Source organism: Actinokineospora enzanensis DSM 44649 (genome assembly GCF_000374445.1).
GTDB classification, from domain to species: Bacteria; Actinomycetota; Actinomycetes; order Mycobacteriales; family Pseudonocardiaceae; genus Actinokineospora; species Actinokineospora enzanensis.
The window spans coordinates 17,659-42,508 of sequence record NZ_KB894448.1; the positions used below are offsets into that span (position 1 = coordinate 17,659).

The following is a 24,850-nucleotide window of genomic DNA, read 5'->3' on the forward strand; positions in this document are numbered from 1 at the left end:
GGAGAAGAGGAAACGCGCACGGGATCACGGCGCGCGTCGGAGAGATGCGGTCGGGAAATCAGACCGAACAGATCGCGCTGGCCTGCCGCCGCAGATCGACATGCAGGCGGTAGACCAGAACCGGACCACCATCCATGCGAAAAGTGTCGAATTCCCACCCGCTCGACGTCAACGACCGGACACTCAATCCCGGATCATGGAAACCCGCACGCTGTTACATTTTCTCCCGCCACCCACCCCCTCGTCCCCGCCCGGCACCGTCCCCGACCTGGCAGCCGCACCGCCACCCCGGCACCGTGAGCGCTGCGGGACGGGCCACCAGCCGCTGGGCAGCATGGCCGAGCCGGACCCGCACAACTCACCACCAGGCAACCCCGCCCAAGGCAGGCCTCGCCCCAAGGCAACTCCCCCAGGCAGGCCCCGCCCCACCAGGGGGTGGGCCCACTAAAGACGAACGTAGGTGATCATCACCGCTGTCAATACCCCCCGACCGGCACCTGTGGACGAATCCGCCCCCTTGTGGACAACCCGGCCCAACCTCACTCCCGCGACAGCGCCGCCTCCTCAAGATCCAGCTCCCGCTGCACCCGCCGCAGGATCTCGTCGTCGATCTCGCCCCGGTCCCGGGCCTGCACGAACACCACCCGTTCCGCGTCCAGCATCTGCCGCCGCAACCGCCGGAACGCCGCCGCCGGGCTCTCCATCTCCTGCCGCCCCAACCGCTCCCACGCCGCGTTGCCCCGGTGCTCCGCGATAGCCCGCAGCCGTTCCGCCAGGTGCTCCGGGATGTCGCCCTCGTCCAGCAGCTCGTCCAGCCGGTTCACCGACGCCTGCGCCGCCGTGTTCTGCACCTGCGCCTCGGCCAGCACCCGCCCCTGCTCGTCATCCGACTGCACCCCGAGCCGCCGGATCAGCGTGGGCAGCGTCATCCCCTGGATCAGCAGCGTCCCCACCGTGATCACGAACGTCAGCAGCACCACCACGTCCCGCCCCGGCATGTTCTCCGGGATCGCCGCCGCCGCGGCCAGCGAGACCACGCCGCGCATGCCCGCCCAGGAGATCACCGTCAGCGACCGCCAGTCCGGTCGTGCCTCGCGCTTGCGGATGTGCGGCAGCAGCCAGCGCGTGAGGTGGGTCGTGGGGAAGATCCACGCGAACCGCACCACGATCACCGCCAGCAGGACCACGCCGGACGCGGCCAGCAACGCCCCATCCGGATGAGCCTCCGCGATCACGCTGCGCAGCTGCAGGCCGATCAACGCGAAGACCAGCGACTCCAGCAACACGTCCACCGCGCGCCACACCGCCGTCTCCTGCAAGCGCGTCGAGTACCCCGCCGCGGGCGCGTTGTGGCCCAGGTAAAGACCGGCGACCACCACCGCCAGAACACCGGACGTGTGCAGCTCCTCCGCCAGCAGGTAGGCCCCGAACGGCACAAGCATCCCCAGCGCGCTCTCCAGGATGCCGTCACCCAGCCGCAGCCGGATCGCGTGCACCACCACACCCAGCACCAGCCCGATGGCGATTCCGCCCACCGATGTGATCAACAGCGTGACCACGCCGTCCACCCAGGAGAACGCGGCCATGCCGGTCGCGGCCGCCAGTGCCACCCGGAACGCGGTCAACGCCGTCGCGTCATTGCCGAGGCTCTCGCCCGTGAGCAAGGTCATGCTCCGCCGCGGCAGGCCCAGCCTGCGTCCGATCGCGACCGCCGCGACCGCGTCCGGCGGCGCCACCACCGCGCCCAGCACCAGCGCCGACGCCAGCGGCAGCCCTGGCACGATCATGTGCGCGACCAGCCCGACCACCACCGTGGAGAACAGCACCAGCCCCACCGCGAGCATCCCGATGGGCCGGATCTTCGCCTTGATGTCCAGGTAGGAGCTCTCCAGCGCGGCCGAGTACAGCAGCGGCGGCAGCACGAGCACCAGCACGAACTCGGGATCGAGGTGGAAATCGGGTAGTCCGGGCAGGTATGACACCCCCAACCCGATGGCGACCAGGAGCAACGGCGCGGGCCAGTCCAGTTTGCGGGCCGCCGCGGCCACCGCCAGAGATCCCGCCAGCAGCAGGAGTAGTTCCACCCGAGCCTCCTCGTCGTCGTAGGCAAGGATTACCCACGCAACCTCCGGCGTGAAAGGAGTGGGCAATGGCCTGCGAACACACCGAGACCCTGCCCGCCGACGTGGCCGTGGACGCCACCGACGAGTGCCGCGACTGCGTTGCCGAGGGCAACCGGTTCTGGGTCCACCTGCGGATGTGCCTGACCTGCGGGCACATCGCGTGCTGCGACTCCAGCCCGCGCAAGCACGCGACCGCGCACTACCAGCACAGCGAGCACCCGGTGATGCGCTCGTACGAACCGGGTGAGAACTGGCGCTGGTGCTACGTGGACAACCGGATCGTGTGAGCGGACGCGGACGGGCCGTCACCATGCGGTGACGGCCCGTCCGCGCGCCGGGGTCAACGACGCGGGAAGGTCTCCGCGCGCGAGGCGACCGCGATGTCCGAGTTGTCGGTGAACAGGCCGTCCACACCCGCCGCCCAGAACGCCGACAGCTCGCCGAACAGGTTGCCGTACTCCGCGGGCACGCTCGACGAGCGCAGGTTCGTCGGCAGGAAGTTGTTCTCCGCGCGGAAGGTGTACGGGTGCACCTTCAGACCCGCCGCGTGCGCATTGGCCACCAGCGGGCTCGGCTGCCCCAGGTTGCCCGCCGCGTCCCGCGGGATGACCTGGTTCTTGTCCGGCCCGATCCCGTCCGCGTACCGCGCCACCTCGCGCAGCCCGGCCGGGGTCAGCAGGTCCGCGTAGGTGCGCTTGTCACCGCGGTCGACGAAGTCGTACGGCGCGCCGGAGGCCGAGGTCAGCTGGATCAGCGGGACTCGCAGCTTGCCCTTGAACGCCTGGAGGTTGCCGACCTCGAAAGACTGTACGAACACCTTGGCGCCGGGCCGGTTGAGGCCGTTGCGGTTGAGCGCGTCGACCAGCTTCGGGTTCAGGTCGAGGCCGAGCTTGCGGAAGTACGTCGGGTGCTTGGTCTCGGGGTAGATGCCGATGTCGCGGCCCAGTTCGCGGGACAGGCGCCTGCTGAGGTCGATGACCTCCTGGAAGGTCGGCACCTCGTAACGGCCGTTGTAGATCGTGTTGCGCTGGCGGATGTCCGGGATGCGCTCCACGGCCCGCAGGGTCTTCAGCTCGGCGAGGGTGAAGTCCTCGGTCCACCAGCCGGTGACGTTCACACCGTCCAGCACCTTGGTCTTCTTCCGATCGGCGAACTCGGTGTGCTTCGCCACGTCCGTCGTGCCGCCGATCTCCGGCTCGTGCCGGGCGACCAGCACGCCGTCCTTGGTGGAGACCAGGTCCGGCTCGATGTAGTCGGCACCCATGCGGGCAGCCAGCTCATAGCTGGCCAGGGTGTGCTCGGGGCGGTAGCCGGAGGCCCCGCGATGGCCGATGACCAGCGGCTGGGCGCTGTGCCCGCCGCCGTGCCGGTCGTCGACCTGCTCCGGGCCTGCGCTGGCGGTGCTCATGGTGGCAACGCCTAGCAGGGCCACGGCGGAGACGGCAACACCGACCCTCCGGATAGCCTGCATGGTTCCTCCTCGTGCTCGGTCACCCTCGTGACCGGGCCACCCTCGCCGCGGGCCGCGAAATCGGAACCACCCCGCGGCGACCGGCCGCCGACGTGCGGATGAACGCCCGGGTGCGCACTCGGTCACCGTCCGTAAACGATCTTGGGGCGACCCGATCCGGTCCCGCTGACCACGGCCAGGCAGGCGGTAGTTGTCGATCTTCCCGGGCGGGCGTTGTGGGCTGGTTGCCGGTTCCGCGCGGCGGGCCTCTAGGCTCGACGACCGTGCGAGTCCTGGTTATCGGTTCCGGCGCCCGTGAACACGCCCTGGTCCTGGCCTTGTCCAAGGACCCCGAGGTGGTCGCGCTGGCCTGCGCCCCGGGCAACGCGGGGACCGCCGCGCTCGCCGAGTCCTACGGCGTGGAGGCCGCCGACCGCGATTCCGTGGTCGAGCTGGCCACCCGCTGGCAGGCCGACTTGGTCGTCATCGGGCCCGAGGGCCCGTTGGTCGCCGGGGTCGCGGACGCGGTGCGCGGCGCGGGCATCGCCTGCTTCGGCCCAGGTGCCGAGGCCGCCCGCATCGAGGGCTCCAAGTCCTTCGCCAAGGACGTGATGACCGCCGCGGGCGTGCCGACCGCGCACAGCGAGATCGTGGACAACCCGGCCCGCCTGGACGCCGCCCTGGCCCGCTTCGGCCCCACCTGGGTGGTCAAGGACGACGGCCTGGCCGCGGGCAAGGGCGTGGTCGTCACCGCCGACCTGCCGACCGCCCGCGCGCACGCCATGACCCTGCTGGACGGCGGCCACCCGGTCCTGCTGGAGAGCTACCTCGACGGCCCCGAGGTCTCCCTGTTCTGCGTGGTCGACGCGACCGGCACGGTCATCCCCCTCATTCCCGCCCAGGACTTCAAACGCGTCGGCGACGGCGACGCGGGCCCCAACACCGGCGGCATGGGCGCCTATGCCCCGCTCCCCTGGGCCCCCGACGGCTTGGTCGACGACATCGTGACGCGGATCATCCGCCCGGTCGTCACCGAGATGGCCCACCGCGGCACCCCGTTCTCCGGCCTCCTCTACTGCGGCCTCGCGCTGACCAGCAACGGCCCCGAGGTCATCGAGTTCAACTGCCGCTTCGGCGACCCGGAGACCGAATCCGTCCTCGCCCTTCTCCGCAGCCCCCTCTCCCGCCTCCTCCACGCCGCCGCCAACGGCACCCTTGCTGGCCACCCACCCCTGGACTGGGCCGAGGGCTACGCGGTCACGGTCGTCGTCGCCGCCGACAACTACCCCGGCCGCCCCCGCACCGGCGACACCATCACCGGCGCCGAAGCCGACGGCGTCCTACACGCTGGCACCCGCCGCCGCGACGACGGCGCCCTCGTCTCCGCGGGCGGCCGAGTCCTCGCCATCGTCGGCACCGGCGACGACCTGTCCACCGCCCGAGCCGACGCATACCGCAAGGTCGACGCCATCCACCTGGCCGGTTCGCACCACCGCACCGACATCGCCCTCCGCGCCCTCAACGGCGAAATCGCCCTCCCCGCGCACCACTAGTTTCCCGAACCCGGGTTGGCACCCCCGGCACGTTGGTAGCCTCGTCCCCGAGACCTCACCGTCACGATGCGTACTCGGGGGTGCCACTCAATGAACGCAGGCCCGTCCTCTGGCGGCATCTTCAGCGCGATCGGCCGGACCCTCGCCGAGGTGGGCGAGTCGATCGCCCGTGCCACCCCGCCTGCTGGCGGGCATTTCGTGGTGAGCAAGGACAACGTCCTCGCCGCGGTGAAGATCATCCAAAGCAGCGCGGACGCGCTCCGGAACGACGTCGAGCAGGCCACCGCGGACCTCACCGTGGTGCCGCCGGGCGATGACGATGTGAGCGGCCAGATGACCGATGCCTGGAACGCCCGGCTCAGCGGAGATCCGGATTCGTACCGGGAGCGGATCCAGCTGTACATCGATGGCCTGCACAACCTGATCACCCAACTGACCGCCAGTGCCAAGCAGTACGGCTACACCGAGGACGACATCTTCCATGCGCTCAACGGTGGCGCGCGTGGGTAAGCGCGGTCTGTTGTTCCTGGCCGCCGCATTGGTGCTGTCGACGACGGCCTGTACGACGACCGACCCGGGCCGGGCAACGGAGGTGGGCGGGGTCGGGACCACCGAGCAAGGCTCGGACGTGACTTCCACCAAGAAGTCGAGACCGTCGTCCTCGCCGCCTTCGGTATCCATCCCGCCACGTCCGAAAGAGTTGCGGATCGACAGTGTCGACCCCTGCACCCTGTACACCCAGGACCAGTTGGCCCAGCTCAAGGTGAGCCGCTCGCCCCGGCCGCGTACCGGTGACAACGAGGTCTTCAAGGGTGCCAAGGAGTGTGTCTTCGACGTCAACGGGCAGGGGACCGACACCGACTACGATTACGCCCTCATCCTGGTGACGAACGGCGGCATCGAGGATTGGCTGACCGGAAAGCGCAATGTCGACGCCACACTGGTGTCGGTCAACGGATACGCGGCAGCGCGCTACTACCTGCGTGGCGGTACGCAGACCAATGCTTTCGACTGCAATATCGCTGTCGATGTCGCCAAGGGCCAGCAGCTCCTGATCACCATGACTGTGCTTCGCCGGGGTACTTACTCGTTGGACCAGATGTGCGACATGGGCGCGCAGGCCGCGGGGCTTGCGGTCACCACGTTGTCTAGGTGAGGGGCTTGCGATGACAGGGCTGGGTGATCTGCGGTTCGAGGGCTACGGCTATGAGGAGCTGGCGGAGCAACTCGACCTGCTCCGTGGTGGTCCCGGAGCCGAGAGCCTGCACCGGGCAGTGACCGCGTTGCTGCGTATCGCCAAGGGGCTTGCTCAGATCGACCACGATCTTCGCCAGCAGCTCATGTCGATCGGCGTGTATTGGGAGGGCGCGGCCGCGGACCAAGGGGTACAGGCGACGCAGAACGCCAGTGTCTTCGCGTCGGACGCGGTGCCCAACGTGGCCCAGTCCGCCGGTGGCGTGAGCCAGCAGGGCGACAGCTTCTCGACCACCCGCAATGCCGCACCGGACGGGCAGGACCTCCGGGGCGCGACCCAGACGACCTTCGTGGACCGGACTCTCGGCGCCTTCGGCCTCACCACCGACCACGCCGCCGAGGTCGAACGGACCCGTGCCGCACATCAGCAGGCAGCGGCAGCGATGAACAACTACGCGCGAGGCAGCCAGAGCGCGCTGAACAACTTCCAGGCGTTGCCCATCCCGCCGGGCCTCAACCTGGTCTCGCAGTCCACGACTCCTCAGGGTGTGACGTCTCCGGGAAGTGTCACCACCGGTCAGAGCGCCTACACCCCAGGCGGCAGCACCGGCGGCTTCGGCATGCCCGGCGCTGTCACCACCGGCCCCGGCGGCCAGGTCGGCTCCTTCTCCGGCACCCCGGGCGTAGGCGGTTTCTCCCCCGTCGAAGGCGGCCTCCAACCGGGAACCCCCGGCACCCCAGGCGTTCCCGGCATTCCGGGCACTCCCGTCGGCGGTCGCGTGTCCGGCGTAGGCCCGGTCGTCCCAGGCTTCCCGGGCATGCCGAACTCCGTGTCCGGTATGAACGGCATCCGCCCCGGTTTCCCTGGTGGTCTCATGGGTGACATCGCAGCCGTGGCCGGGATCGCGGGTGCGGGTGGCGCGGGTGCGGCGGCCGGTGCGAGCCTGGAGAAGGACCGGCTGGTTCGTGGCGGCAAGGGCGCAGTCGAGGGCTCGGAGGCGAGCCGACGGATGAGTGCGTTGGCCGAGGCGCCGGAGGAGCAGGCGCGGGCGGCAAGGAATGCGGAGCGGTTGGCCGGAGGGAAGGCTGGGCGGTCGTCGTCGTTGATGCAGCCCGCGGCCGGGGCCGGGGTGAACGGCGAAGAGGACGATGAGCACGTGCGCAAGTACGGCATCGACTCCGAGGACGTGTTCGGCGACGAGCGGCTCGTGGTGGCTCCCGTGCTCGGTGAAGACGACTAACGTTGTCCAGCAGCATTGTCCTGTCCGCCCTTGAGTTCGACGTGCTGTGGGAGTCCGAGCGGCTGCCGATGAAGCACGTCGTGCTCGATGTCCCCAGCCCAGGCAAGACGCACACCGAGCGGGCCGAGCTGGTGGCGGGCGCGTTCGCGGAGTTGGAGCGGCGTGGGCTGGCGTCCGGTGGGCGGGCCGTGCCGGAGCTGGCCGACCGGTTGAGCCTGTTCGCGCACGCTCAGATGAGCATCGATAGCTGGGTGTGGACGGACCGCGAGATCCGCGCGTTGGCCGTGGCCTCCGGTGACCAGGCGGGTTTGGCCGTGGTCGATGCAGGCCAGGTCTGGCTCATCGCGGCGCGCGCGACCGCGCTCGCGGAGGCGGCGGTGTCGGTCGCCGGTGAGGCGCCCGCGGGTCCGGGGCGTTCTGTGAGCTTGCCCACCGATCTGCTGTTGGACGCGGACAAGCGGTCGGCGGGCGAGCCGCAGAACATGATCACCCCGCTGCACCAGGGTGGGGCGCCGCTCTACGACGCGCAGACCGTGGCGTCGATGGTGGCCGGGTTGGCGGTGCGTGGTCAGTTCGGGGTGGAGCGGCTCGGGCGGGGCCAACGGCGGCAACGCGCGGGCAGGGTGGTGTGCTTCCACGACACTGACCGCGGCCGTTACGTCTACCTGGCGCGGCCGAGCAATGACGGTCGCCTGTGGAGCACGCTCGCGCCCGCCGACAATGCCCGAATTGCCAGTTGCGTGTGGGAATTGCTGGACGAGGTGTGAACGCGGGGAACCGGGTAGCGGTCCGGGCCGTCTGACCCGAGCGCACCGAACCGCTGAGGGGGCACCCGTGTCAGGCGCGAACTACAACCTGCAGGCCATCGAGCAATGCCGCGCCGCGGTGTCCGGTCAGGTAGGCCCGATGGCGGCCTCCGGGGACGACCTGCCGCGTGACGCCGTTGGTTCGGTTTTCGGCACCCTGCCCAGTTCGGCGGCCCTGGCCGAGGCGGTGCGCAAGCTGGCGCAGACCGCGAGTACCGAGGTGGACAAAGCGGGCACGCTGCTGGGGACCATCGACCGCGCGTTGGACGCCATCGGCCAGTCGGTGACCAACAACGAGCAGGCGTCCGCGCAGTCGATGCGGGCCTGAGGGGGACAGCGTGACCGCGAGGGAAGAGGCCGCGGGCCTGGGTGGGGTCGCCGCGCGGCTGGCGGAGTCGGCGAACAAGGTCTACCAGGCCGACCCGGGCGCCATCGGCGACCTGGGCGCCCGGTTCACCAAGGCGGGCACGGCCTGCGCGGACTCCGCGGCCAAGATCGACGGCACGGTCAAGCAGCTGGACGGCGCCTGGCAGGGCACCTCTGCGGACGGTTTCGTGGCGTACATGGCCACCTTCGGCAAGGCGAGCACCTCGGTGCACGACGTGCTCACCGCCGCCGCGGCCGACCTACAGACCGCGGCCTCCGGCCTGGGCGATGCGAAGAGCGCCCTGGAGGGCATCTTCAGTGAGCTCTGCGGCAACGCGAGAACGTGGCTGAACGCGAATAAGGACGCCACCGAGGAAGAGAAGCGCGGCTACCTCGACAACCTCGCCTCGGGCTACTCCGGCCGCGTCGAGCAACAGATCCAACACGCCGAGGACGCCGTCGCCACCGCCGCGTCTGCCCTGTCCGGCCACACGCTCAACCCGACTTTCTCCTCCATTCCGGACCCGAACACCCAGGCCTTCACCCCCACCCCGGGCAAACCGATCGATTGGACCCCGACGCCGCCCGCGGCCACCTCGACGTCCACCGCGGCGCCGCAGGCCCAGAACGGCAGCCATGCCACCACCAACGGTCACGGCTCCTCCAGCGGCTCCGGCCACAGCGGTGGTGGTGGAGGCGGTGGTGGAGGCCACGCGGGTGGCGGCGGCGGCCTCGGCTCCAGCGGCGGCCCGCCCGCAGGCCCACCCCCGGGCAACGTCCAGGAATGGATCAGCCAGGCGATCGCCGAACTCCGCGCCCGCGGCATCAACGTGACGGAAGCCGACGCCCAGCTGATCTGGGAAATCATCCAGCACGAGTCCGGCGGAAACCCCAACGCGATCAACAACTGGGATTCGAACGCGGCCAAGGGAACCCCGTCCAAGGGTCTGATGCAATGTATCGACCCCACATTCCAGTCGTACAAGATTGCCGGCCACGACAACATCTGGAATCCGGTCGACAACATCTGCGCGGGCGTCAACTACGCCATTTCCCGCTACGGCTCCCTCGGCAACGTCCCCGGTATCAAAGCAACCCACGGCGGCGGCGGTTACGTGGGCTACTAGCCCATCCTGCCAACACTTCTGACCTGCGGACACCCTTCGCAGGCCAGTCTCTTTTCCATTCCAGGTCACCAAACCCACCCCCTCCGCGCCCCACTACGCAGAACATTACCCGCCCCGTGCGCCGCATTCCCGCACCATTCCCCAATCGAGGGACAGTCGTCCCCATTTTCGCCCGCCACCCCACCGCAAAATAGACCCCCGCCCTCCCGGAAGGGGTCCGTCAAAGTCGGTTTGTGCTGGTGGGTGTGGGGATTCCGAGCAGGGTGAGTGGTCTTGTGATGTCTCGGGTCATGGTGCGGAGTGCTTGGGCGATGTTGGTGGTTCCGGTGATGCGCAGGGCGCTGATGGCGAGGTTGCGCAGGGTGGCCATGGCGGGGGTGCGGTGCCTGTGCGGACCCGGGAGGGGTCTTCGCGGTAGGTGACATCGCGGACCCGGTGCAGCCGGTTCTCGATGTGCCAGTGACCGCGTAGCAGTGTCGCGATCTGGGTTGGTGTGGCTTGCTGTGCTGTCAGATCGGTGATTCCGACCCAGGTGTGGGTTTCATGCTTGCCGGTGGCATGGTCGGTGCGTCGGCGGGTGATGCGGAAAACCTGTGCCGCGCCAGGGAAGGCGATCTCGTCAGGGGCGGGCAGCAGGTCGAGGGAGCGTTGTTCGGTGCGGCCGTGACCGATGTCGTCGCTCGATGAGAACTCGGCCGATGTCCAGTCCGGATCGCGCAGCAGGTCGTGCAGGCGACGCAGTTGTTTCTTGGCGACGAACACGTAGTGCCCGCCGCGGCCGGTGACGTAGCGGGCGTGCTCCCGGGTCGTGTGCAGGGTGTCCGCGGTGATCACCATCCCGGTGAGGTCGGTGACCTGGTCCAGGACCGGAGCGAACCAGGCGACCTCGCTGTCGCCCCGCGGGACGAGCCGCTGGCCGACGACGATCCCGGTGTGGTGGGTGATCCCGGCCATCAGATGACATCGACGTCGACCGCCTGTCCTTCATCCGCTCGTTCCAGGCCATCCGCCGCCAGGTCACCGACCAAGCGGCCTTTCCTCCCGAAACACTCCACACGACCACGACCGACACCATCACCGAGATACTCCAACGCCGTAACCCACCACGACGCCACCGAAGCTACCCCCGCGTCGTCAAGAAAAGCCAAAGCCGATACAAGAAACGAAAACCCGACTACGCCCAAACACGCCACCACGGCCCCGCCCTGACCGTCACCCAAGCACTCAGACCGTACATAATGGACATAACACTCCGAATGGACAGCCCTGACCAGCGCAGATGCTAAGTAAGTGGCATTGCCCGGGGGCGGGCCCACGCGGGAGATTACGCGAGTCCGGCGGTTGTCAATATAGCCCGCGCAGCTCCTCTTCCTTTGCCCTAACCTGCGCAAATAGGATCGCCTCAAGGGCCTGTCTCCGGGCGGGAGGGGCCGGTCCCGCGGCCGGATGTCGATCTTGACGCAGCGACCGGGGAGGAGGTCGGGATGGTGGCTGGGAAGGATCGGGAGCGGGGGTGAGAAGGACCGGGGTTTCACTTGTGGACAGACGGGAACGTTTGGGGGTGGGATGGACGTTGAGTGGTCAAGAGTGAGGCTTTGGGGAGGCGGCGGTCATGCTTGTGAAGATCATTGGGGCCATCATCGTCATCTGGCTGGCGTTCAGCGTGCTCAGCTTCCTGGTGAAGGGCGTCGTGGTGCTGCTGGTCGTGGCGGCCGTGGCGACCCTCGGGGTGGCGGCGTACGGGGCGATCAAGGGCGGCTCGCGGAACCGGCAGATCCGCTAGCACCGCTGGTCAGACCGCTCGGCCCGAGCGAGGATGGCGGGCGTGTCTGACGAGGAGCCGCGGTTGGCGGCGTGGGAGGCGCGCACCGAGTGGCCCCTAACGGGGCTGGCGGTGGTGTTCCTGGTCGCCTACGCGTGGCAGGTGCACAGTGCCGGGCTCGGTTGACGAGCTCGGCCTGGCCCGTCTCCGTCGCCAGGCACTGCGTGATGTCACCAACGTCATGACCCGCAACAGCTAGCCGTCGTCCCCACTTCGGCGACGAGGCCGACGGCCGAACGGTCGAGAGAAGCCTGCCCAAGCACCAGCGAACCGCGGGAAGAAGAGCAAGAGGCCGATCACCGCCGCGAACATGGGCACGGCGATCAACGGGCCGCGCAGCAAGCCGACGGCGGTGGCAGCCGGGCCACTCAGCACGGTGGCAGGGTTCTCACAGGTGATCGAGCCGGAGCCGGCGACGTCCGAGAGCACGGTCCCCCAGCTCAGGTAACGGGTCCATGTCCCGTCGGTAGCCGAGGTGATCTCACAACGGAACGTGGTGTCCGGAACGTCGCCCGCACCCCCGGGCCGGAAGACGCCGACCTCGACTCCTTCTTGCAATGACGCAGCGTGTCCGGGCCCGGCGGTCTCGCCGTGCCTCAGCAGGAACCAACCCATAGCGATCATCACCGCGGTGATGGCGATCCCGCCGAGGAACAGGACCCAGGCAACACGGCGCAGGGGCTTGCGTTCTCCCATCACCCGGCTCGCAGGTTGGCGATGACCATGGCGGCCGCCCGATCCGCCCGGTCGCACCCGGGCCGAGCTCACGCCGCCGGGGCCGGGCTCCGCGCCGCGGTGATGCGGCGCAGCACCTCGGCGATGTCGTGTGCGGGCGCGTCGCGGTGGGTGACGAAGCGGATCGCGCCGGGTAGGGCTGTGGCTAGGACGCCCAGCCGGGCCAGTGACTCCAGTGCGGCGGTCGTGTCCGGTACGGCGGCGATCACGATGTTCGTCTCCGGCGGCCGCACCTCCCAGCCCAGTTCCGCCAGACCGGCGGCCAGTGCGGCGGCGTTCGCGTGGTCCGCCGCCAGGTCGTCCATGCGTTCCAACGCCACCAGTCCGGTCGCGGCCAGTACGCCGCCCTGGCGGATCCCGCCGCCGAGCATCTTGCGCACTCGGCGAGCCTCCGTGACGAACGAGGACGAGCCGCCCACCAGGGAGCCCACCGGCGCGCCGAGGCCCTTGCTCAGGCACACCTGCACGCTGTCCACACCCACGGTCAACGCGGCAGGTGGCACGCCTAGGGCCACCGACGCGTTCCACAGGCGGGCGCCGTCGAGGTGCACGAGCATGCCCGCGTCCCGAGCCGCGGCGACCAGCTGGGCGTGCTCGTCCGGCGGTGTCACCGTGCCGCCCGCGAAGTTGTGCGTGTTCTCCAGGCACAGCAGCCGTGTGGTCAGTGAGTAGTACGGTGCCGCGGCCGAGGCGTACGCGCGCACGTCGTCCGCCGAGATCCGGCCCGGCCCGTTGGCCCAGTCCAACGGCTGCGGCATGCCACCGGCCAGCCAAGCGGTGCTGCCCAGCTCCGCCTCCAACACGTGCGCGCCGCGCGGGGCCAGGAACCGGTCGCCGCGGCGCAGGTGGATGGTGGTGGCGATCAGGTTGCCCATGGTGCCGCTGGGCACCCACAGCGCGGCGGCCACGCCGAGCCGGTCGGCGACCTCCTCCTCCAGTCTGCGCATCGTCGGGTCGTGGTCGAGCACGTCGTCGCCCACTTCGGCACCCGACATGGCGACTCGCATGGTCTCGTCCGGCTGGGTCACGGTGTCCGAGCGGAGATCGATCCGGCGCGCGTAAGTCACGATCCGATCACACCACAGCTTTGCCCGCTCGGCCCAGGTCGGGGGTGGCGTATGTCTCGTCAGGTCACCGTGCAACCGTAGGGTGGGGCACATCCGTCCCCTACCCGTAGCGAGAACGAGCGGAGAGAGTCCGCGTGGAGCAACGCGAGGAGCAGGAGTTCGCGGAATACTTCGCCGCCCGGCGAGACGCCGTGCGCAGGACCGCGTACATGCTCTGCGGCGATTGGCACCGGGCGGACGATCTCGCCCAGACGGCGTTCGTCGCGCTGCACCGCCGTTGGCGCAAGATCCGGGACCGCGGGGCCCTGGACGCGTATGTGCGCCGGTCGGTGGTGCGGGCGATGATCGACGAGACCCGGCGGCCGTGGCGGCGGGAACGCCAGGTCGACGCGGTGCCGGAGGTCCCGACCGCCGACACCGAGGTCGGCGAGGCGGTGGCGACCCGATCGGCGCTGCTGGCCGGGCTGGCCAGGGTGCCACCGCGGCAGCGGGCGGTGCTCGTGCTGCGGTTCCTGGAGGGACTGGACGTGGCGGGGACCGCCGAGATGCTGAGTTGTTCGGAGGGAACCGTGAAGAGTCAGACCGCGCGCGGTCTCGCCACGCTGCGGGACGTGCTCGGCGACGCGGTTGGCGACCTCAGGTCGACCTCGTGACGGGGAGGTGGCGATAGGTGGACGAAGGCAAGATCTCCCAGCTGTTCCAGGACGCGGTCCGCGACGTGCCCCCGCCCACGTTCGGCGGTGACGACGTGACCGCGGAGTCGGCCCGGCTGAACCGCAGGCGCACCGGGATCATCACCGGCTCGGCGTTGGCCCTCGTGGTGCTGGCAGGCGGCGCCACCGCGGTGGTGGCACTGTCCGGATCCGGGTCCTCAGGTAACAATTCGGTAGCGGCCGCACCCATGGCGACGCCGGATAGTAACGAGACCACTGCTCCGAACGAGGTACCTTCCGACGCCCCGCGTATCGCGGCGGGGTCGGATTCTGGCTCTCCGTCGGCGACGCCCAAGCAGGGGGGCTCGCCGGGTGGAGAAGTCGGCCCTGGCGCCGACGGCACCCAGAACGGGTGCGGACCGGCGGACCGGGAGCTCGCTGCTGCCCTCGCGGGCGAGCTCCCGTCCGCCGTTTCCCACACCGATCCGCAGTCCTCGCCGCTGGCTTGCCCGGCCGGGTCCCGCTCGGCCGCGATGCCGATCACGGACGGTCCGCGCCGCGGCATCATCTCGATCATGCTCACGCCCAAGGGCACCGCGCAGGTGCAGCAGCCGCCGTGGGGCGACCGGCAGAACGCCGAGGGCATCGTGGTGGTGGCCAAGTCCGGCGCCACGCTGGTGCTCAGCGTGGAAGGCGTGCGTGGCTCGGTGGCCCCGCCGGTGATCGGCGAGCAGCTGAAGGAGCTGGCCGACAAGGTCGCCAAGCGGTACTGATCCCGGCGGTACGCCAGGCCCGGCACAATGCCCGACATGACCACCGCCAGCACCCCGAAGGGCGAGCGGCGTCGACAGGCGCTCGTCGAGGCCGCCGCCGAGCTGCTCGTCGAAGGCGGGTTCGAGGCGGTGCGGCACCGCGCCGTCGCGGAGCGCGCCGGGCTGCCGCTGGCGTCCACCACGTACTACTTCGAGTCGTTGGACGAGCTGGTCGGGGCCGCGCTGGAGTTCCACGGCCGATCCGAGCTGGCCCGTGGCCGGGCCGTGCTGGCGGAGCTGACGGAGGCGCCGCGCGGGGTGGACCGGCTGGTGGAGCTGGTGCTCGACCAGCTGCTCGGCCCGGCAGGCGACAACGACGCGGAGGCCGTGCTGCTGCGCTACGAGCGTCTCGTGGCCACCGGGCGCAGGCCGTACCTACGGCCGTTGATGCTGGATCTGGGTGCTGAGCTGCGGCAGTTGCTGTTGGACACGTGCGCGCGCGCCGGGGCCGAGCTGGACGCCAAGCGGCTGGAGCAGTTGATCGCGTTGGTCGACGGGGCGGTGGTGAACGCGCTCATCGAGGTCGACCCGCACCCGCGCGCGGCCGCCCGGCGGATGCTTCGGGAACTGCTCGGACAGTCCCGGTAGGCTGGCCAGACGTGACCGCAGCGCAGAAGCCCCGCATCCCGAACGTCCTCGCCGGACGCTACGCGTCGACCGAGTTGGCCGCGCTGTGGTCGCCAGAGGAGAAGGTCCGGTTGGAGCGCGAGCTGTGGCTGGCCGTGCTCACCGCGCAGGCCGTGCTCGGCGTCGACGTGCCGGACGGCGTCGTCGACGACTACCGGCGGGTGCTGCCCGATGTCGACCTGGCGAGCATCGCCGAACGCGAGCGGGTCACCCGGCACGACGTGAAGGCGCGCATCGAGGAGTTCAACGCGCTGGCCGGGCACGAGCACGTGCACAAGGGCATGACCTCCCGCGACCTCACCGAGAACGTCGAGCAGCTGCAGGTCCGGCGCTCGTTGGAGCTGGTGCGCGGCCGGGTGGCGGCGGTGCTGGCGCGGCTCGCGCGGCTGGCCGTGGAGCACGCGGACCTGGTGATGACCGGTCGTTCGCACAACGTCGCCGCGCAGGCGACCACGCTGGGCAAGCGGTTCGCCACCGCGGCCGACGAGCTGCTGGTGGCGTTCGCCCGGCTCGACGACCTGATCGAGCGCTACCCGCTGCGTGGCGTGAAGGGCCCGGTCGGCACCGCGCAGGACATGCTGGACCTGCTCGGCGGCGACCAGGACCGGCTGGCCGAGCTGGAGGAGCGGGTCGCCGAGCACCTGGGGTTCGCGTCCCGATTCGTCAGCGTGGGCCAGGTCTACCCGCGGTCGCTGGACTACGACGTGGTGTCGGCGCTGGTGCAGCTGGCCGCCGCACCGTCCAGTGTGGCCAAGACGATCCGGCTGATGGCCGGGCACGAGCTGGTCACCGAGGGCTTTAAGCCGGGGCAGGTCGGCTCGTCGGCCATGCCGCACAAGATGAACACGCGCTCCTGCGAGCGGGTCAACGGCCTCGCGGTGGTGCTGCGCGGCTACGCGTCGATGGTCGGCGAGCTGGCGGGTGACCAGTGGAACGAGGGCGACGTGTCCTGTTCGGTGGTCCGCCGGGTCGCCCTGCCGGACGCCTTCTTCGCCCTCGACGGTCTACTTGAGACATTCCTCACCGTGCTCGACGAGTTCGGTGCGTACCCGGCGGTGATCGCCCGGGAGCTGGACCGGTACCTGCCGTTCCTGGCCACCACCAAGGTGCTGATGGCCGCCGTGCAGGCGGGCGTGGGCCGGGAGACCGCGCATGAGGCGATCAAGGAGCACGCGGTCGCGGTCGCGCTGGCCATGCGTGAGCAGGGTGCGGCGGACAACGACCTGCTCGACCGGCTGGGCGCGGACGCGCGGATCCCGTTGGACCGGGCCGGGTTGGACGCGCTGCTCGCGGACCGGCTGCCGTTCACCGGGGTCGCGGGGGCGCAGGTGGCCGAGGTCGTGAAGCGGGTGGAGACCGTGCTGACCCGGTTCCCGGACGCCGCGGGGTACGCGCCCGGGGCGATCCTGTAGTGGTCATCACGCTGTCGGGGTTCCGGCATGTGAGAGTTCTGCCCGGTTTTGGCGTTGCTACCGGTCAGTTGCCTACCGTCGGTCACGAACGCGGCAGGCCCTGACCGGGGCTCGCGCCGCGTGATTCGTTGTGCGACAAGCACATGGACCACGGAATGCCGATGAAGATCTCATTGCCGCGCGTGATCGCGCTCGCCGTTGCCGGACTACTCGCGCTGATCGCCTGCGGGTCGAACTCCGGCGACCAGTCGCAGGTGCTGCGGGTGGGCACGCTGGGGGACGCGCCGCCGAACGTGTACCAGGAGAACGGCGTCTACACCGGGTTCGACAACGAGCTGTTCAAGGCGGTCGCGGCGAAGGCCGGGTACAAGACCGAGTTCGTCGGCACGGACTTCTCCGCGTTGTTGGGCCAGGTGTCGAACAAGACTTTCGACGTGGGGTCGTCGGCGATCGCGCAGACCGAGGAGCGGCGCAAGAACGTCGACTTCACCGAGGCCTACAACTTCGAGTACGTCAGCGTACTGAGCAAGGACAAGTCCATCACCGACGCGAAGCTGCTGGACGGCAAGCGGGTCGCGGTGATCCAGGCGACGGTCGGCGACAAGTACCTGGCCGCCACCGTGCCGGGCGCGCAGGTCGTGCGGTTCCCGAGCTATGACGCGGCGATCGCGGGGCTGCGCACGGACAGCGTGCAGGCGTGGGTGGTGGACCTGACCATCGCGGAGAAGTACGCCAAGGACGACCCGTCGCTGTCGGTCACCGCGACGATCGAGGCCAAGGACCTGCCGCACGGGTTCGCGGTGCGCAAGGGCAACGACGAGCTGCGCGGGAAGCTGAACGAGGGCCTGCGCGCGGTGATCGCCGACGGCACGTGGCTGCGACTGCACGACAAGTTCATCCCGAGCGTGCCGGTGCCCGACCAGTTCAAGCCGAAGTCCTGATGTCCGATCTGTTCGATACGTTCCTGGACTGGTCCTATATCGCCGAGGTCTTCCCGGACCTGCTGCGTACCGGTCTGTGGAACACGCTCACCCTGGCTTGTAGCTCGGCGTTGCTGGGGACCGTGCTGGGGCTCGGTCTGGCGTTGATGGGCCTGTCGCGGCACAGGTGGCTACGTTGGCCCGCGCGCGTGTACACGGATGTCTTCCGCGGCCTGCCTGCGATCGTCACGATCCTGCTCGTCGGGCAGGGTCTGACGGTCGTGGCGCGGCCGGTGGTCGGCACCAACCCGTACCCGCTGGGGATCCTGGCATTGAGCCTGATCGCGGCGGCGTACGTGGGTGAGATCTTCCGCGCGGGCATCCAGAGTGTCGACAGAGGACAGTCGGAGGCGGCGCGGGCGCTGGGCATGACGCACACCGCGACGATGACCAGGGTGCTGATCCCGCAGGGCGTGCGGCGGGTGCTGCCCGCGTTGGTGAACCAGTTCATCGCGCTGGTGAAGGACTCCAGCCTGGTGTACTTCCTTGGCCTGCTGACCTCGCAGCGGGACCTGTTCCGGATCGGGCAAGACGCCGCGGCGAACTCCGGGAACCTGTCCCCGCTGGTCGCGGCGGGTCTGGTGTACCTGGCGATCACGGTCCCGCTGACCCACGTGGTCAACCACATCGACCGCAGGCTGCGCGAAGGCAGGCCGGTACGGGGAGGTGACACCCTTGCCGAGTTCGAGCCTGCGCGTGGCTGACCTGCACCTGTCGTTCGGCGACCTGGAGGTGCTGCGTGGGGTGGACCTGGTGGTGCCCCGGGGAAGTACTACCTGCGTGATCGGACCGTCCGGTTCCGGTAAGTCCACACTGCTGCGTGCGATCAACCAGCTGGAGCGGCCGTCGCGCGGGGACGTGCTGTTGGACGGGTTGAGTGTGATCGGCACCGACCCGGATCTGTTGCGGCGGCGGGTGGGGATGGTGTTCCAGCAGTTCAACCTGTTCCCGCATAGGACTGTCCTGGACAACCTGGTGCTGCCGTTGCGGTCAGTGCTACGCCTGTCCAAGTCTGCGGCGCACGAACGGGCACTGCGTTATCTCACGGACGTGGGGGTCGCGGACAAGGCGCCCTACCGCCCAACGGCGTTGTCCGGCGGTCAGCGCCAACGGGTGGCGATCGCGCGGGCGCTGGCGATGGAACCGGACCTGATGCTGTTCGACGAGGCCACCAGCGCACTCGACCCGGAGCTGGTCAAGGGCGTGCTCGGGTTGATGACGGGGCTGTCGGAGAGCGGGATGACCATGGTCGTGGTCACCCACGAGATGGGCTTCGCCCGCTCGGTGGCCGACCAGGTCGCCTTCATGGACCAGGGGCAGGTGGTGGAAGCCGGACCGCCGTCGTCGGTGTTCGGTGCGCCGGAGAGTTCCAGATTGCGAAGGTTCCTCGACCAGGTCCTGTAACCGGGTAGTTTGGAGACCGTGGCGACTGTCTCGGCTCTTACGTATTACCCGGTCAAGGGCCTGTCCGGGGTCCCGTTGGCCCAGGCGGAGGTCCTCGACATGGGCCTGCGCGACGACCGCCTGCTGATGGTGGTCGAGACCCGCGACGGCAGCTTCGTGAGCCAACGCAAACTCCCCGCCATGGCCGCGGTCCAGGCCGCCCTGACCGCGGGCGGCCTCCGCTTGGCCCTCCCCGGCCACGACGACCTGGAAATCGAGATCGCGACCGACGGCCCCCGCCGCGACGTGAGCCTGTTCAACAAGTGGTTCGGCATCGGCGTCGACCAAGGCGACACAGCCGCCAAATGGCTTTCCACCACCCTCGACCGAGACGTCCGCCTGGTCCGCATCCCCCCGGACCACAACCGAGACGGCTGGGGCATCCACGCCGGAAAGGTCGGTTTCGGCGACGCGCACGCGGTCCTGCTCACCAGCCAGTCCTCATTGGACGACCTGAACGCCCGGATCGAGTCGGCAGGCGCCACCCCGATCCCGATGAACCGCTTCCGCCCCAACATCGTCGCCACCGGCTGGCCCGACCCGCATACCGAAGACCGCCTCCTCCGCGCCCGAATCGGCACCACCACCCTGGGCTTCTCCACCCGAGCCATCCGCTGCGCGGTCCCCACCGTCGACCAGGAGACGGGCCTGCGCAAAGGCCCCGAACCCACCCGAACCCTGGCCACCTACCGCCGCGACCCGGACCGGCCGGGGGTCAGCTTCGGGGCCAAACTCGCGGTCCTCGTGCCCGGCACCTTGTCGGTGGGGGACGAGATCGTGGTGGAGGAGTGGCAGTGACACCTGCCATCGTCCGACCAGGTAGTATGTCGGCACACCACAGGTCCGGGTGGCGGAATGGCAGACGCGCTAGCTTGAGGTGCTAGTGCCCTTAACGGGCGTGGGGGTTCAAGTCCCCCCTCGGACACCAAAACGGTCACGTTTGAACCCCGGTCCCGGTTGGGTCCGGGGTTCTTCGTATCGGCGGGAAGTGGGCCGTGCGGGCGCTGTATGGCGTCCTCGGGCCGCACCAGTTCCAGGGTGGCGCGTTGTGCGCCGCCGGGTCGTCCCCGACCCCTGGCGGGGCGGGAACGGGTTGTGATCTTCGGTTCGTCGGTCTTCGCCTCCGGCAGCCCTGCGGCAAGCTCGGGGGCGAGGAGGTGGGCGAAGCCTTCGGTGAGGTCCGCACCCTGTACCTGATCGTCCATGATCCAGAGCCGCACGAAGACGGCCTGGTTGAGCTGACGGCGGACGTCGGGCGGGGCGCTGAGGTACAGCCGATGTGCGTTGGCGCAGAGCAACAACGCCTCCTCGACCACCTTCATCACGGCCTCCATCTCGGTCGAGCACTGGTCGATGATCTGCTGTGCCTGGGCAAGCTCGCGGGTAATGCGCTCCTGCTCAGACTTCAGGTGCTCCAGGGAGATCGCGTCGGCGTACCGCATCTCGATCAGCTTGAGCTGTTGGTTTTGCAGTTCCTTCCTCCGCTTCTCTTGCCGGTCTAGTTCGGCTCGGTTGCTGTGCTGGCGGCCCACAAGCGCGGCCATGACTTGCTCACGGATCGCGGCGATGCGGCTCTCGGACAACTGGATGCGAGACCAGTAGTCCTCGACGGCCGTCTCAACCTCAGCGATCAGGATTGTTGACTGCGTGCAGTCCTCCTTCTTGGCCCGGCCAAGGCAGTAGAAGTACGGGTAGACCGTGCCCCAGCGGTTCTTGGCGTTCATGACTCCGAACCGTCCGCGGCAGCGACCGCAGAAGATCGAGCCCTTGAGGTAATGCGGGTGCTTGTGGACCTTCTCCCGCGCTGTTGCACGAGCGGTCCTCACAGCCTGCACTTGTTCGAAGGTCACCGTGTCGATGAGCGCCGGGTGCCGGCCGTCGTACTCGATGCCCTCGTAGCTGACGAAGCCGATGTAGTAGCGATTGATGAGCATCTTGTCGATGTGCTGGTAGCGCAACGGACGCTCCGGGAGCTTCTTGGTGGCAGGGATGCGCAGTCCTCGACGGTTGAGTTCGTCGGTGAGCTGGCGCATGGTCCACTCGCCCGTGGCGTAGGCGCTGAACATCCACTGGATGAGCGGTGCCCGCTCTGGATCGACGGCGACCGTACGAATCTCACGGCCGTCGATGCGTTCGCGGACGTTCCGGTAGCCGAGGGGTGCGTGACCCGGCGTGCCGCCGGACTTGGCCTTCTGCCGCAATCCCTTCTTGGCTTCGCTGGCCAGGTTGGCGGAGTAGAACTCCGCGATGCTCGCCATGATCCCGTGCAGGAGCTTGCCCGAGGGCGTCTCGTCAATGTTCTCCTTGGAGGAGACGAACTGTGCTCCGGCCTTGCGAACGGCCATGTTGATCAGCACGTCGTCTTCCCGGTTGCGGGCGAGCCGGTCAACCTTGTCCACGATGACGTAGCTGATGACGCCCAGCTCGCGGATGAAGCCGAGCATCTGTTGCAGTTCGGGGCGGTCGGCCGTCTTGGCAGACTCAGCCGCGTCCACAAACTCGGCCACGATGACCGCGCCGAGCTGTTCGGCCTTCTTCTGGTTGGCCTCGCGTTGGGCCGCGATGGACAGGCCCTCTTCGTCGTAACCGGTCTCGGTCTGCGCCTTGGTAGAGACGCGAAGGTAGCTGACGGCGAACTTGGTGCCTTCGGGGAATGGTTGTGTCGGATCGAGGAGTATGCGCATAGCGCCGTCCCTTCGTTGGTCGGTGAGCTGAGATGAGCGGGTTCAAGACCGGCTCCTTTCGGGTTGTGGAAGTAGGGAGGGAGCGCATCCGGCGGGATGGAGGACCACGTTCGCGTGGCTTGTGTCGGCACATCATGCTGCAAACTCCAGACTGGAGGATTTGACGGCAATGCTGACGGCGACACACCCGAGTTTCCATGTACGAGCACGGAAACTCATGGCAAGGCTTATCGAGGTAAGGCGGTCCTGTATGTTGGACTGGATGGGCCTTTTAAGCCGCGTGTCCTGGGTTCGAGTCCCAGTGGGCCCTCCAGAGAGAACTTCACCAATCAGGTGGAGTTTTTTCTTTGCTGACGGCTGACTTTGACGGCTACTCGTTTGATCCTCTGCGAACTGCTCTTCAAACAGATGTCGCTCCACCTTTTCTAATGCCACCAGCTTATTTTCTAGACTCACGTGCTGGTAGATGCGCGTTGTTGACGTACTGCTATGTCCGAGTACAGCTTGAGTGTCGCGCTCTGGCACATTGAGGTCCTTTTGGGTCGTGCCGTTAGTGTGTCGCAACTCGTGCAGCTTTATGCGGCGGATTCCGTGCTTCTCGATGATTCGATGGAATGATCGGTAGAGGTTACGTGGCTCAATGGGACTTCCGGTCCGAGTGGTGAAGACCAGCTCGTCATCTGCGCCCGCTCCTAGCCATTCGGTACCAGCCGTAGATCGGGCAATTCCCTGATTGATTCGCTGTTGCAGCAATACCTTGCGCGCAGTGTCCAAGAGCGGTTCGTCTCGTTCGCTCGACTCGGTCTTTAGCTCAACCTGCTGGAGGCTTCCGCCGATCCGTTGCACCTGCTGCCTGATACGCAGAACACCGTTGTCGAAGTCGACATCACACCACCTAATTCCCAGCACCTCACCTCGGCGCAGTCCATAAAGTACAGACAGGACGAATGCGTGGTACAGGGGGTCTGGCCGCGCCGCGCGGAGAAACTCGATAGCTTCAGGGGCTGTCCAGAATTGTCCTTCCTTTGGTTTGTATCGCGGCATCTCTGCTAGTCGAGCTACATTGCGAAGCAGCAACTCTTGTCTCATGGCGTGCGTAAGAGCACTGAGGACCTTCTGGGCCTGGTAGACGGTATTTCGTGAAGCACCCTCGGTCAGCAGGTTCTTATAAAACTCTTCTAGCATTCGCACCGAGAGCTGTTGAAGCTGCTTCTTCCCCAGCGCCGGCTTCAAGTGGAGCCGGACTACGCCTTCGTACCGTCTATAGGTGTTCGGTCGTCGGTCAGGGTTGACGGCATTGCTAAGCCAGTAGTCCAGGTATTCGGCCAGCTTCCAGTTGTGATCCGGCAGCGATACGCCCTGTTGCGACCGCGCGAATGCTGCGGTCAGTTTCTCGTGTGCTTCCTTGCGGGTCTTGCCATACACACGGAGCCTTTTTGCCTTTCCGCTGATTGTCCCCAGGTAGGCTGCGCCTTCCCATCTGCCGTCCTTGCGCTTGTAGATACTCCCTTCGCCGTTTGCTTTCCGCCGGGCCATTACGCAATCGCCTCAATGGTTAGCTTTTCGACTAGAGCCCGGATGGCGCTGCGAGGGATTAGGCGACGACTACCGAGCTTTACGCTGGCGAGTTGTCGGGAGTGGAGATACATGTATAGCTTTGATTTCTTTATGCGCAGCTCATCACATGCCTCCGCCACAGTAAGCAGCTCGTCGGAACCCTCGGCCGCGGTGCGAAAGTAGGTTGGTAGATAACTCATTGTCATAGGCGTTCCTCCTTACGGTGTTGTTGGGCAAACTTCGGGTCGCATTACCGGAGCCTTACGGAAGTAGCTGCGGACTGGGCGGCTCAACCCACGCAGACTGATGTGACGTGTTCGTGGTTCGATGAGGCGTAGTTCGCGGAGACGAATCGTCATTGCGGCCTCGGATACATTGAACTTGGCGGCGAGTGCTGCCGGGCTTTGAATACCGCTCGCCCAAGCACTCTTGAGCCAGCCGCGCGGCATGAGCAAGCAGGCTGCGAAGTAGTCGCAAATCTGCTCGGTCATGCGGTGCCGCTCTTTTTCTGTTGATCCAAGCTCGCTGTAGATTTCATTGATAAATGGGTGATCGAGTACATGCTTGAACTCGTGGCTTAGCGTGAAGCGGCGACGGGTCGGGCTGTCTTCGCGGTTGACGACGATGAGCCAGCGACCCCGGCTCCATTGTGAGACACCTGAGATATCGGCAGCTTTCGGTATTGGCTCTACCTTGACCTCAATGCGAGGCAGCTTGGTAATTAGCCCGACGTCAACGGCGGACTCCCGCTGACCGAGAAGCTCCAGAAGGAGTGTGGCTTGACGTTCAGCAACGCTCTTGGCTTCGTGTAGTTCGAGCGGTCGGTTTGGCATGAGCGCCCGTAGTTGTTTGATGATTGATGTGTGCATGTACTGTCCTTTCTGTGGTTTGACTTCTATCTATCCGGCGGTGCTTGACCTCATGTGGTCATTGCGCCACCGTGTCTGAGCAGGAGTTCGTTCATCTTCTCGACGGGTTTGTAGCCGCCGAGGGTCTCACGGGGACGGCCGTTGAGTTCCCGGGCGACCGCGTCGAGGTGAGCCTGGGAATGGACCGACAGGTCGGTCCCCTTCGGAAAATACTGGCGCAGCAGTCGATTCGTGTTCTCGTTCGTGCCCCGCTGCCATGGGCTGTGCGGGTCACAGAAATAGACCGGCATTCCGGTGGCCATGGTGAAGTACGCGTGATCGGCCATCTC

Annotated in this window: 29 protein-coding genes, 2 tRNA genes and 2 pseudogenes; 21 read left to right on the top strand and 12 right to left on the bottom strand. The window is 67.8% G+C overall.

The features are described 5' to 3' along the window. Positions 1–58 precede the first annotated feature (58 nt). Positions 59–136: a putative leader peptide gene (locus C503_RS48980; RefSeq protein WP_156893704.1), complete on the bottom strand. Its 78-nt coding sequence runs from the start codon at positions 134–136 to the stop codon at positions 59–61. A gap of 403 nt (positions 137–539) precedes the next feature. Further along, on the bottom strand, positions 540–2,084 hold the full coding sequence (locus C503_RS0133845; protein ID WP_018686662.1) for a Na+/H+ antiporter: 1,545 nt from the start codon (positions 2,082–2,084) through the stop codon (positions 540–542). A gap of 65 nt (positions 2,085–2,149) precedes the next feature. Between C503_RS0133845 and C503_RS0133850 the strand changes: the two genes are divergently transcribed. Continuing rightward, the gene (locus C503_RS0133850) at positions 2,150–2,410 is read left to right on the top strand and encodes a UBP-type zinc finger domain-containing protein (protein ID WP_018686663.1); all 261 of its coding nucleotides are present in this window, start codon (positions 2,150–2,152) and stop codon (positions 2,408–2,410) included. 53 nt (positions 2,411–2,463) lie between these two features. On the opposite strand, the gene C503_RS0133855 is transcribed toward C503_RS0133850, so the two are convergent. Further along, positions 2,464–3,531, bottom strand: coding sequence for a glycerophosphodiester phosphodiesterase family protein (locus C503_RS0133855; RefSeq protein WP_018686664.1), 1,068 nt, complete (start codon positions 3,529–3,531; stop codon positions 2,464–2,466). A 326-nt stretch (positions 3,532–3,857) separates the two neighbouring features. Here C503_RS0133855 and purD point away from each other — a divergent pair, with 326 nt between their 5' ends. From purD to C503_RS0133890, 7 genes are all read left to right on the top strand, one after another. Then, positions 3,858–5,126, top strand: a complete 1,269-nt coding sequence (gene purD, locus C503_RS0133860) for a phosphoribosylamine--glycine ligase (protein ID WP_018686665.1) — start codon at positions 3,858–3,860, stop codon at positions 5,124–5,126. 90 nt (positions 5,127–5,216) lie between these two features. Beyond that, positions 5,217–5,636, top strand: a complete 420-nt coding sequence (locus C503_RS0133865) for a PE domain-containing protein (protein WP_018686666.1) — start codon at positions 5,217–5,219, stop codon at positions 5,634–5,636. Next, complete coding sequence (locus C503_RS0133870) at positions 5,629–6,282, top strand: DUF3558 domain-containing protein (protein WP_169514649.1); 654 nt, start codon at positions 5,629–5,631, stop codon at positions 6,280–6,282. Before C503_RS0133865 ends, C503_RS0133870 begins: the two co-directional genes overlap by 8 nt. Positions 6,283–6,292: 10 nt before the next feature. Continuing rightward, a complete protein-coding gene (locus C503_RS48675; protein ID WP_018686668.1) occupies positions 6,293–7,561 on the top strand; it encodes a PPE domain-containing protein in 1,269 nt (422 codons plus the stop codon). A 2-nt stretch (positions 7,562–7,563) separates the two neighbouring features. Further along, on the top strand, positions 7,564–8,328 hold the full coding sequence (locus C503_RS0133880) for an ESX secretion-associated protein EspG (RefSeq protein WP_018686669.1): 765 nt from the start codon (positions 7,564–7,566) through the stop codon (positions 8,326–8,328). A gap of 67 nt (positions 8,329–8,395) precedes the next feature. After that, on the top strand, positions 8,396–8,695 hold the full coding sequence (locus C503_RS41895; protein WP_018686670.1) for a hypothetical protein: 300 nt from the start codon (positions 8,396–8,398) through the stop codon (positions 8,693–8,695). A gap of 10 nt (positions 8,696–8,705) precedes the next feature. Continuing rightward, a complete protein-coding gene (locus C503_RS0133890; RefSeq protein ID WP_018686671.1) occupies positions 8,706–9,860 on the top strand; it encodes a transglycosylase SLT domain-containing protein in 1,155 nt (384 codons plus the stop codon). A gap of 288 nt (positions 9,861–10,148) precedes the next feature. Here C503_RS0133890 and C503_RS42785 read toward each other — a convergent pair whose 3' ends face one another. Beyond that, positions 10,149–10,814 carry an ISAs1 family transposase gene (locus tag C503_RS42785; RefSeq protein ID WP_051115011.1) on the bottom strand — a complete coding sequence of 222 codons (666 nt, stop codon included), beginning with the start codon at positions 10,812–10,814 and terminating at the stop codon, positions 10,149–10,151. Then, positions 10,814–11,080: a hypothetical protein gene (locus C503_RS46460; protein ID WP_156893699.1), complete on the bottom strand. Its 267-nt coding sequence runs from the start codon at positions 11,078–11,080 to the stop codon at positions 10,814–10,816. The genes C503_RS42785 and C503_RS46460 overlap by 1 nt, the downstream gene beginning before the upstream one ends. 392 nt (positions 11,081–11,472) lie before the next feature. On the opposite strand from C503_RS46460, the gene C503_RS47070 reads away from it, so the two are divergent. Both C503_RS47070 and C503_RS48680 read left to right on the top strand, forming a co-directional pair. Further along, a complete protein-coding gene (locus C503_RS47070; protein WP_018686672.1) occupies positions 11,473–11,643 on the top strand; it encodes a hypothetical protein in 171 nt (56 codons plus the stop codon). A gap of 42 nt (positions 11,644–11,685) precedes the next feature. Then, positions 11,686–11,808 (top strand): hypothetical protein, encoded by a 123-nt coding sequence (locus tag C503_RS48680; RefSeq protein WP_018686673.1) that lies wholly within the window; start codon positions 11,686–11,688, stop codon positions 11,806–11,808. 69 nt (positions 11,809–11,877) lie between these two features. On the opposite strand, the gene C503_RS0133910 is transcribed toward C503_RS48680, so the two are convergent. Together C503_RS0133910 and C503_RS0133915 are read right to left on the bottom strand one after the other, a co-directional pair. Then, positions 11,878–12,378, bottom strand: coding sequence for a hypothetical protein (locus tag C503_RS0133910; protein WP_156893700.1), 501 nt, complete (start codon positions 12,376–12,378; stop codon positions 11,878–11,880). A gap of 68 nt (positions 12,379–12,446) precedes the next feature. Next, positions 12,447–13,484 carry a threonine aldolase family protein gene (locus tag C503_RS0133915; protein ID WP_018686675.1) on the bottom strand — a complete coding sequence of 346 codons (1,038 nt, stop codon included), beginning with the start codon at positions 13,482–13,484 and terminating at the stop codon, positions 12,447–12,449. A 134-nt stretch (positions 13,485–13,618) separates the two neighbouring features. Here C503_RS0133915 and C503_RS0133920 point away from each other — a divergent pair, with 134 nt between their 5' ends. The 10 genes from C503_RS0133920 to C503_RS0133965 all read left to right on the top strand — a co-directional run bounded on the left by C503_RS0133920 (position 13,619) and on the right by C503_RS0133965 (position 20,913). Further along, positions 13,619–14,137 carry a SigE family RNA polymerase sigma factor gene (locus C503_RS0133920; RefSeq protein WP_018686676.1) on the top strand — a complete coding sequence of 173 codons (519 nt, stop codon included), beginning with the start codon at positions 13,619–13,621 and terminating at the stop codon, positions 14,135–14,137. Between the two features lie 17 nt (positions 14,138–14,154). Next, the gene (locus C503_RS41905) at positions 14,155–14,910 is read left to right on the top strand and encodes a hypothetical protein (RefSeq protein WP_018686677.1); all 756 of its coding nucleotides are present in this window, start codon (positions 14,155–14,157) and stop codon (positions 14,908–14,910) included. Between the two features lie 36 nt (positions 14,911–14,946). Further along, on the top strand, positions 14,947–15,537 hold the full coding sequence (locus C503_RS0133930; RefSeq protein ID WP_018686678.1) for a TetR/AcrR family transcriptional regulator: 591 nt from the start codon (positions 14,947–14,949) through the stop codon (positions 15,535–15,537). A gap of 11 nt (positions 15,538–15,548) precedes the next feature. Then, entirely contained in the window at positions 15,549–16,988 is a 1,440-nt protein-coding gene (gene purB, locus C503_RS0133935; RefSeq protein WP_018686679.1) for an adenylosuccinate lyase, read from the top strand. Between the two features lie 155 nt (positions 16,989–17,143). Next, positions 17,144–17,929 carry an ABC transporter substrate-binding protein gene (locus C503_RS0133940; protein ID WP_018686680.1) on the top strand — a complete coding sequence of 262 codons (786 nt, stop codon included), beginning with the start codon at positions 17,144–17,146 and terminating at the stop codon, positions 17,927–17,929. After that, the gene (locus C503_RS41910) at positions 17,929–18,672 is read left to right on the top strand and encodes an amino acid ABC transporter permease (protein ID WP_018686681.1); all 744 of its coding nucleotides are present in this window, start codon (positions 17,929–17,931) and stop codon (positions 18,670–18,672) included. Before C503_RS0133940 ends, C503_RS41910 begins: the two co-directional genes overlap by 1 nt. After that, complete coding sequence (locus C503_RS0133950; protein ID WP_156893701.1) at positions 18,644–19,372, top strand: amino acid ABC transporter ATP-binding protein; 729 nt, start codon at positions 18,644–18,646, stop codon at positions 19,370–19,372. The genes C503_RS41910 and C503_RS0133950 overlap by 29 nt, the downstream gene beginning before the upstream one ends. Before the next feature lie 18 nt (positions 19,373–19,390). Further along, the gene (locus tag C503_RS0133955) at positions 19,391–20,209 is read left to right on the top strand and encodes an MOSC domain-containing protein (RefSeq protein ID WP_211222505.1); all 819 of its coding nucleotides are present in this window, start codon (positions 19,391–19,393) and stop codon (positions 20,207–20,209) included. A 43-nt stretch (positions 20,210–20,252) separates the two neighbouring features. Beyond that, positions 20,253–20,339, top strand: a tRNA-Leu gene (locus tag C503_RS0133960). 67 nt (positions 20,340–20,406) lie between these two features. Beyond that, complete coding sequence (locus tag C503_RS0133965) at positions 20,407–20,913, top strand: hypothetical protein (protein WP_026316980.1); 507 nt, start codon at positions 20,407–20,409, stop codon at positions 20,911–20,913. 105 nt (positions 20,914–21,018) lie between these two features. Here C503_RS0133965 and C503_RS48985 read toward each other — a convergent pair. Further along, positions 21,019–22,095, bottom strand: a pseudogene (locus C503_RS48985) (recombinase family protein); the annotation flags it as partial. 242 nt (positions 22,096–22,337) lie between these two features. On the opposite strand from C503_RS48985, the gene C503_RS0133975 reads away from it, so the two are divergent. Continuing rightward, positions 22,338–22,408: transfer RNA gene (locus tag C503_RS0133975), tRNA-Ser, on the top strand. 149 nt (positions 22,409–22,557) lie between these two features. Here the strand turns inward: C503_RS0133975 and C503_RS48990 are convergent. From C503_RS48990 to C503_RS41915, 4 genes and pseudogenes are all read right to left on the bottom strand, one after another. Continuing rightward, a pseudogene (locus C503_RS48990) lies at positions 22,558–23,631 on the bottom strand (tyrosine-type recombinase/integrase); the annotation flags it as partial. Then, positions 23,631–23,858, bottom strand: a complete 228-nt coding sequence (locus C503_RS48995) for a helix-turn-helix domain-containing protein (protein ID WP_084477459.1) — start codon at positions 23,856–23,858, stop codon at positions 23,631–23,633. The gene C503_RS48995 and the pseudogene C503_RS48990, both read right to left, overlap by 1 nt. A 12-nt stretch (positions 23,859–23,870) precedes the next feature. Further along, positions 23,871–24,521, bottom strand: a complete 651-nt coding sequence (locus C503_RS45270) for an ImmA/IrrE family metallo-endopeptidase (protein ID WP_084477460.1) — start codon at positions 24,519–24,521, stop codon at positions 23,871–23,873. Between the two features lie 50 nt (positions 24,522–24,571). Beyond that, positions 24,572–24,850, bottom strand: a 279-nt coding sequence (locus tag C503_RS41915; RefSeq protein WP_018682247.1) for an IS30 family transposase, incomplete at its 5' end; no start/stop codon positions are given.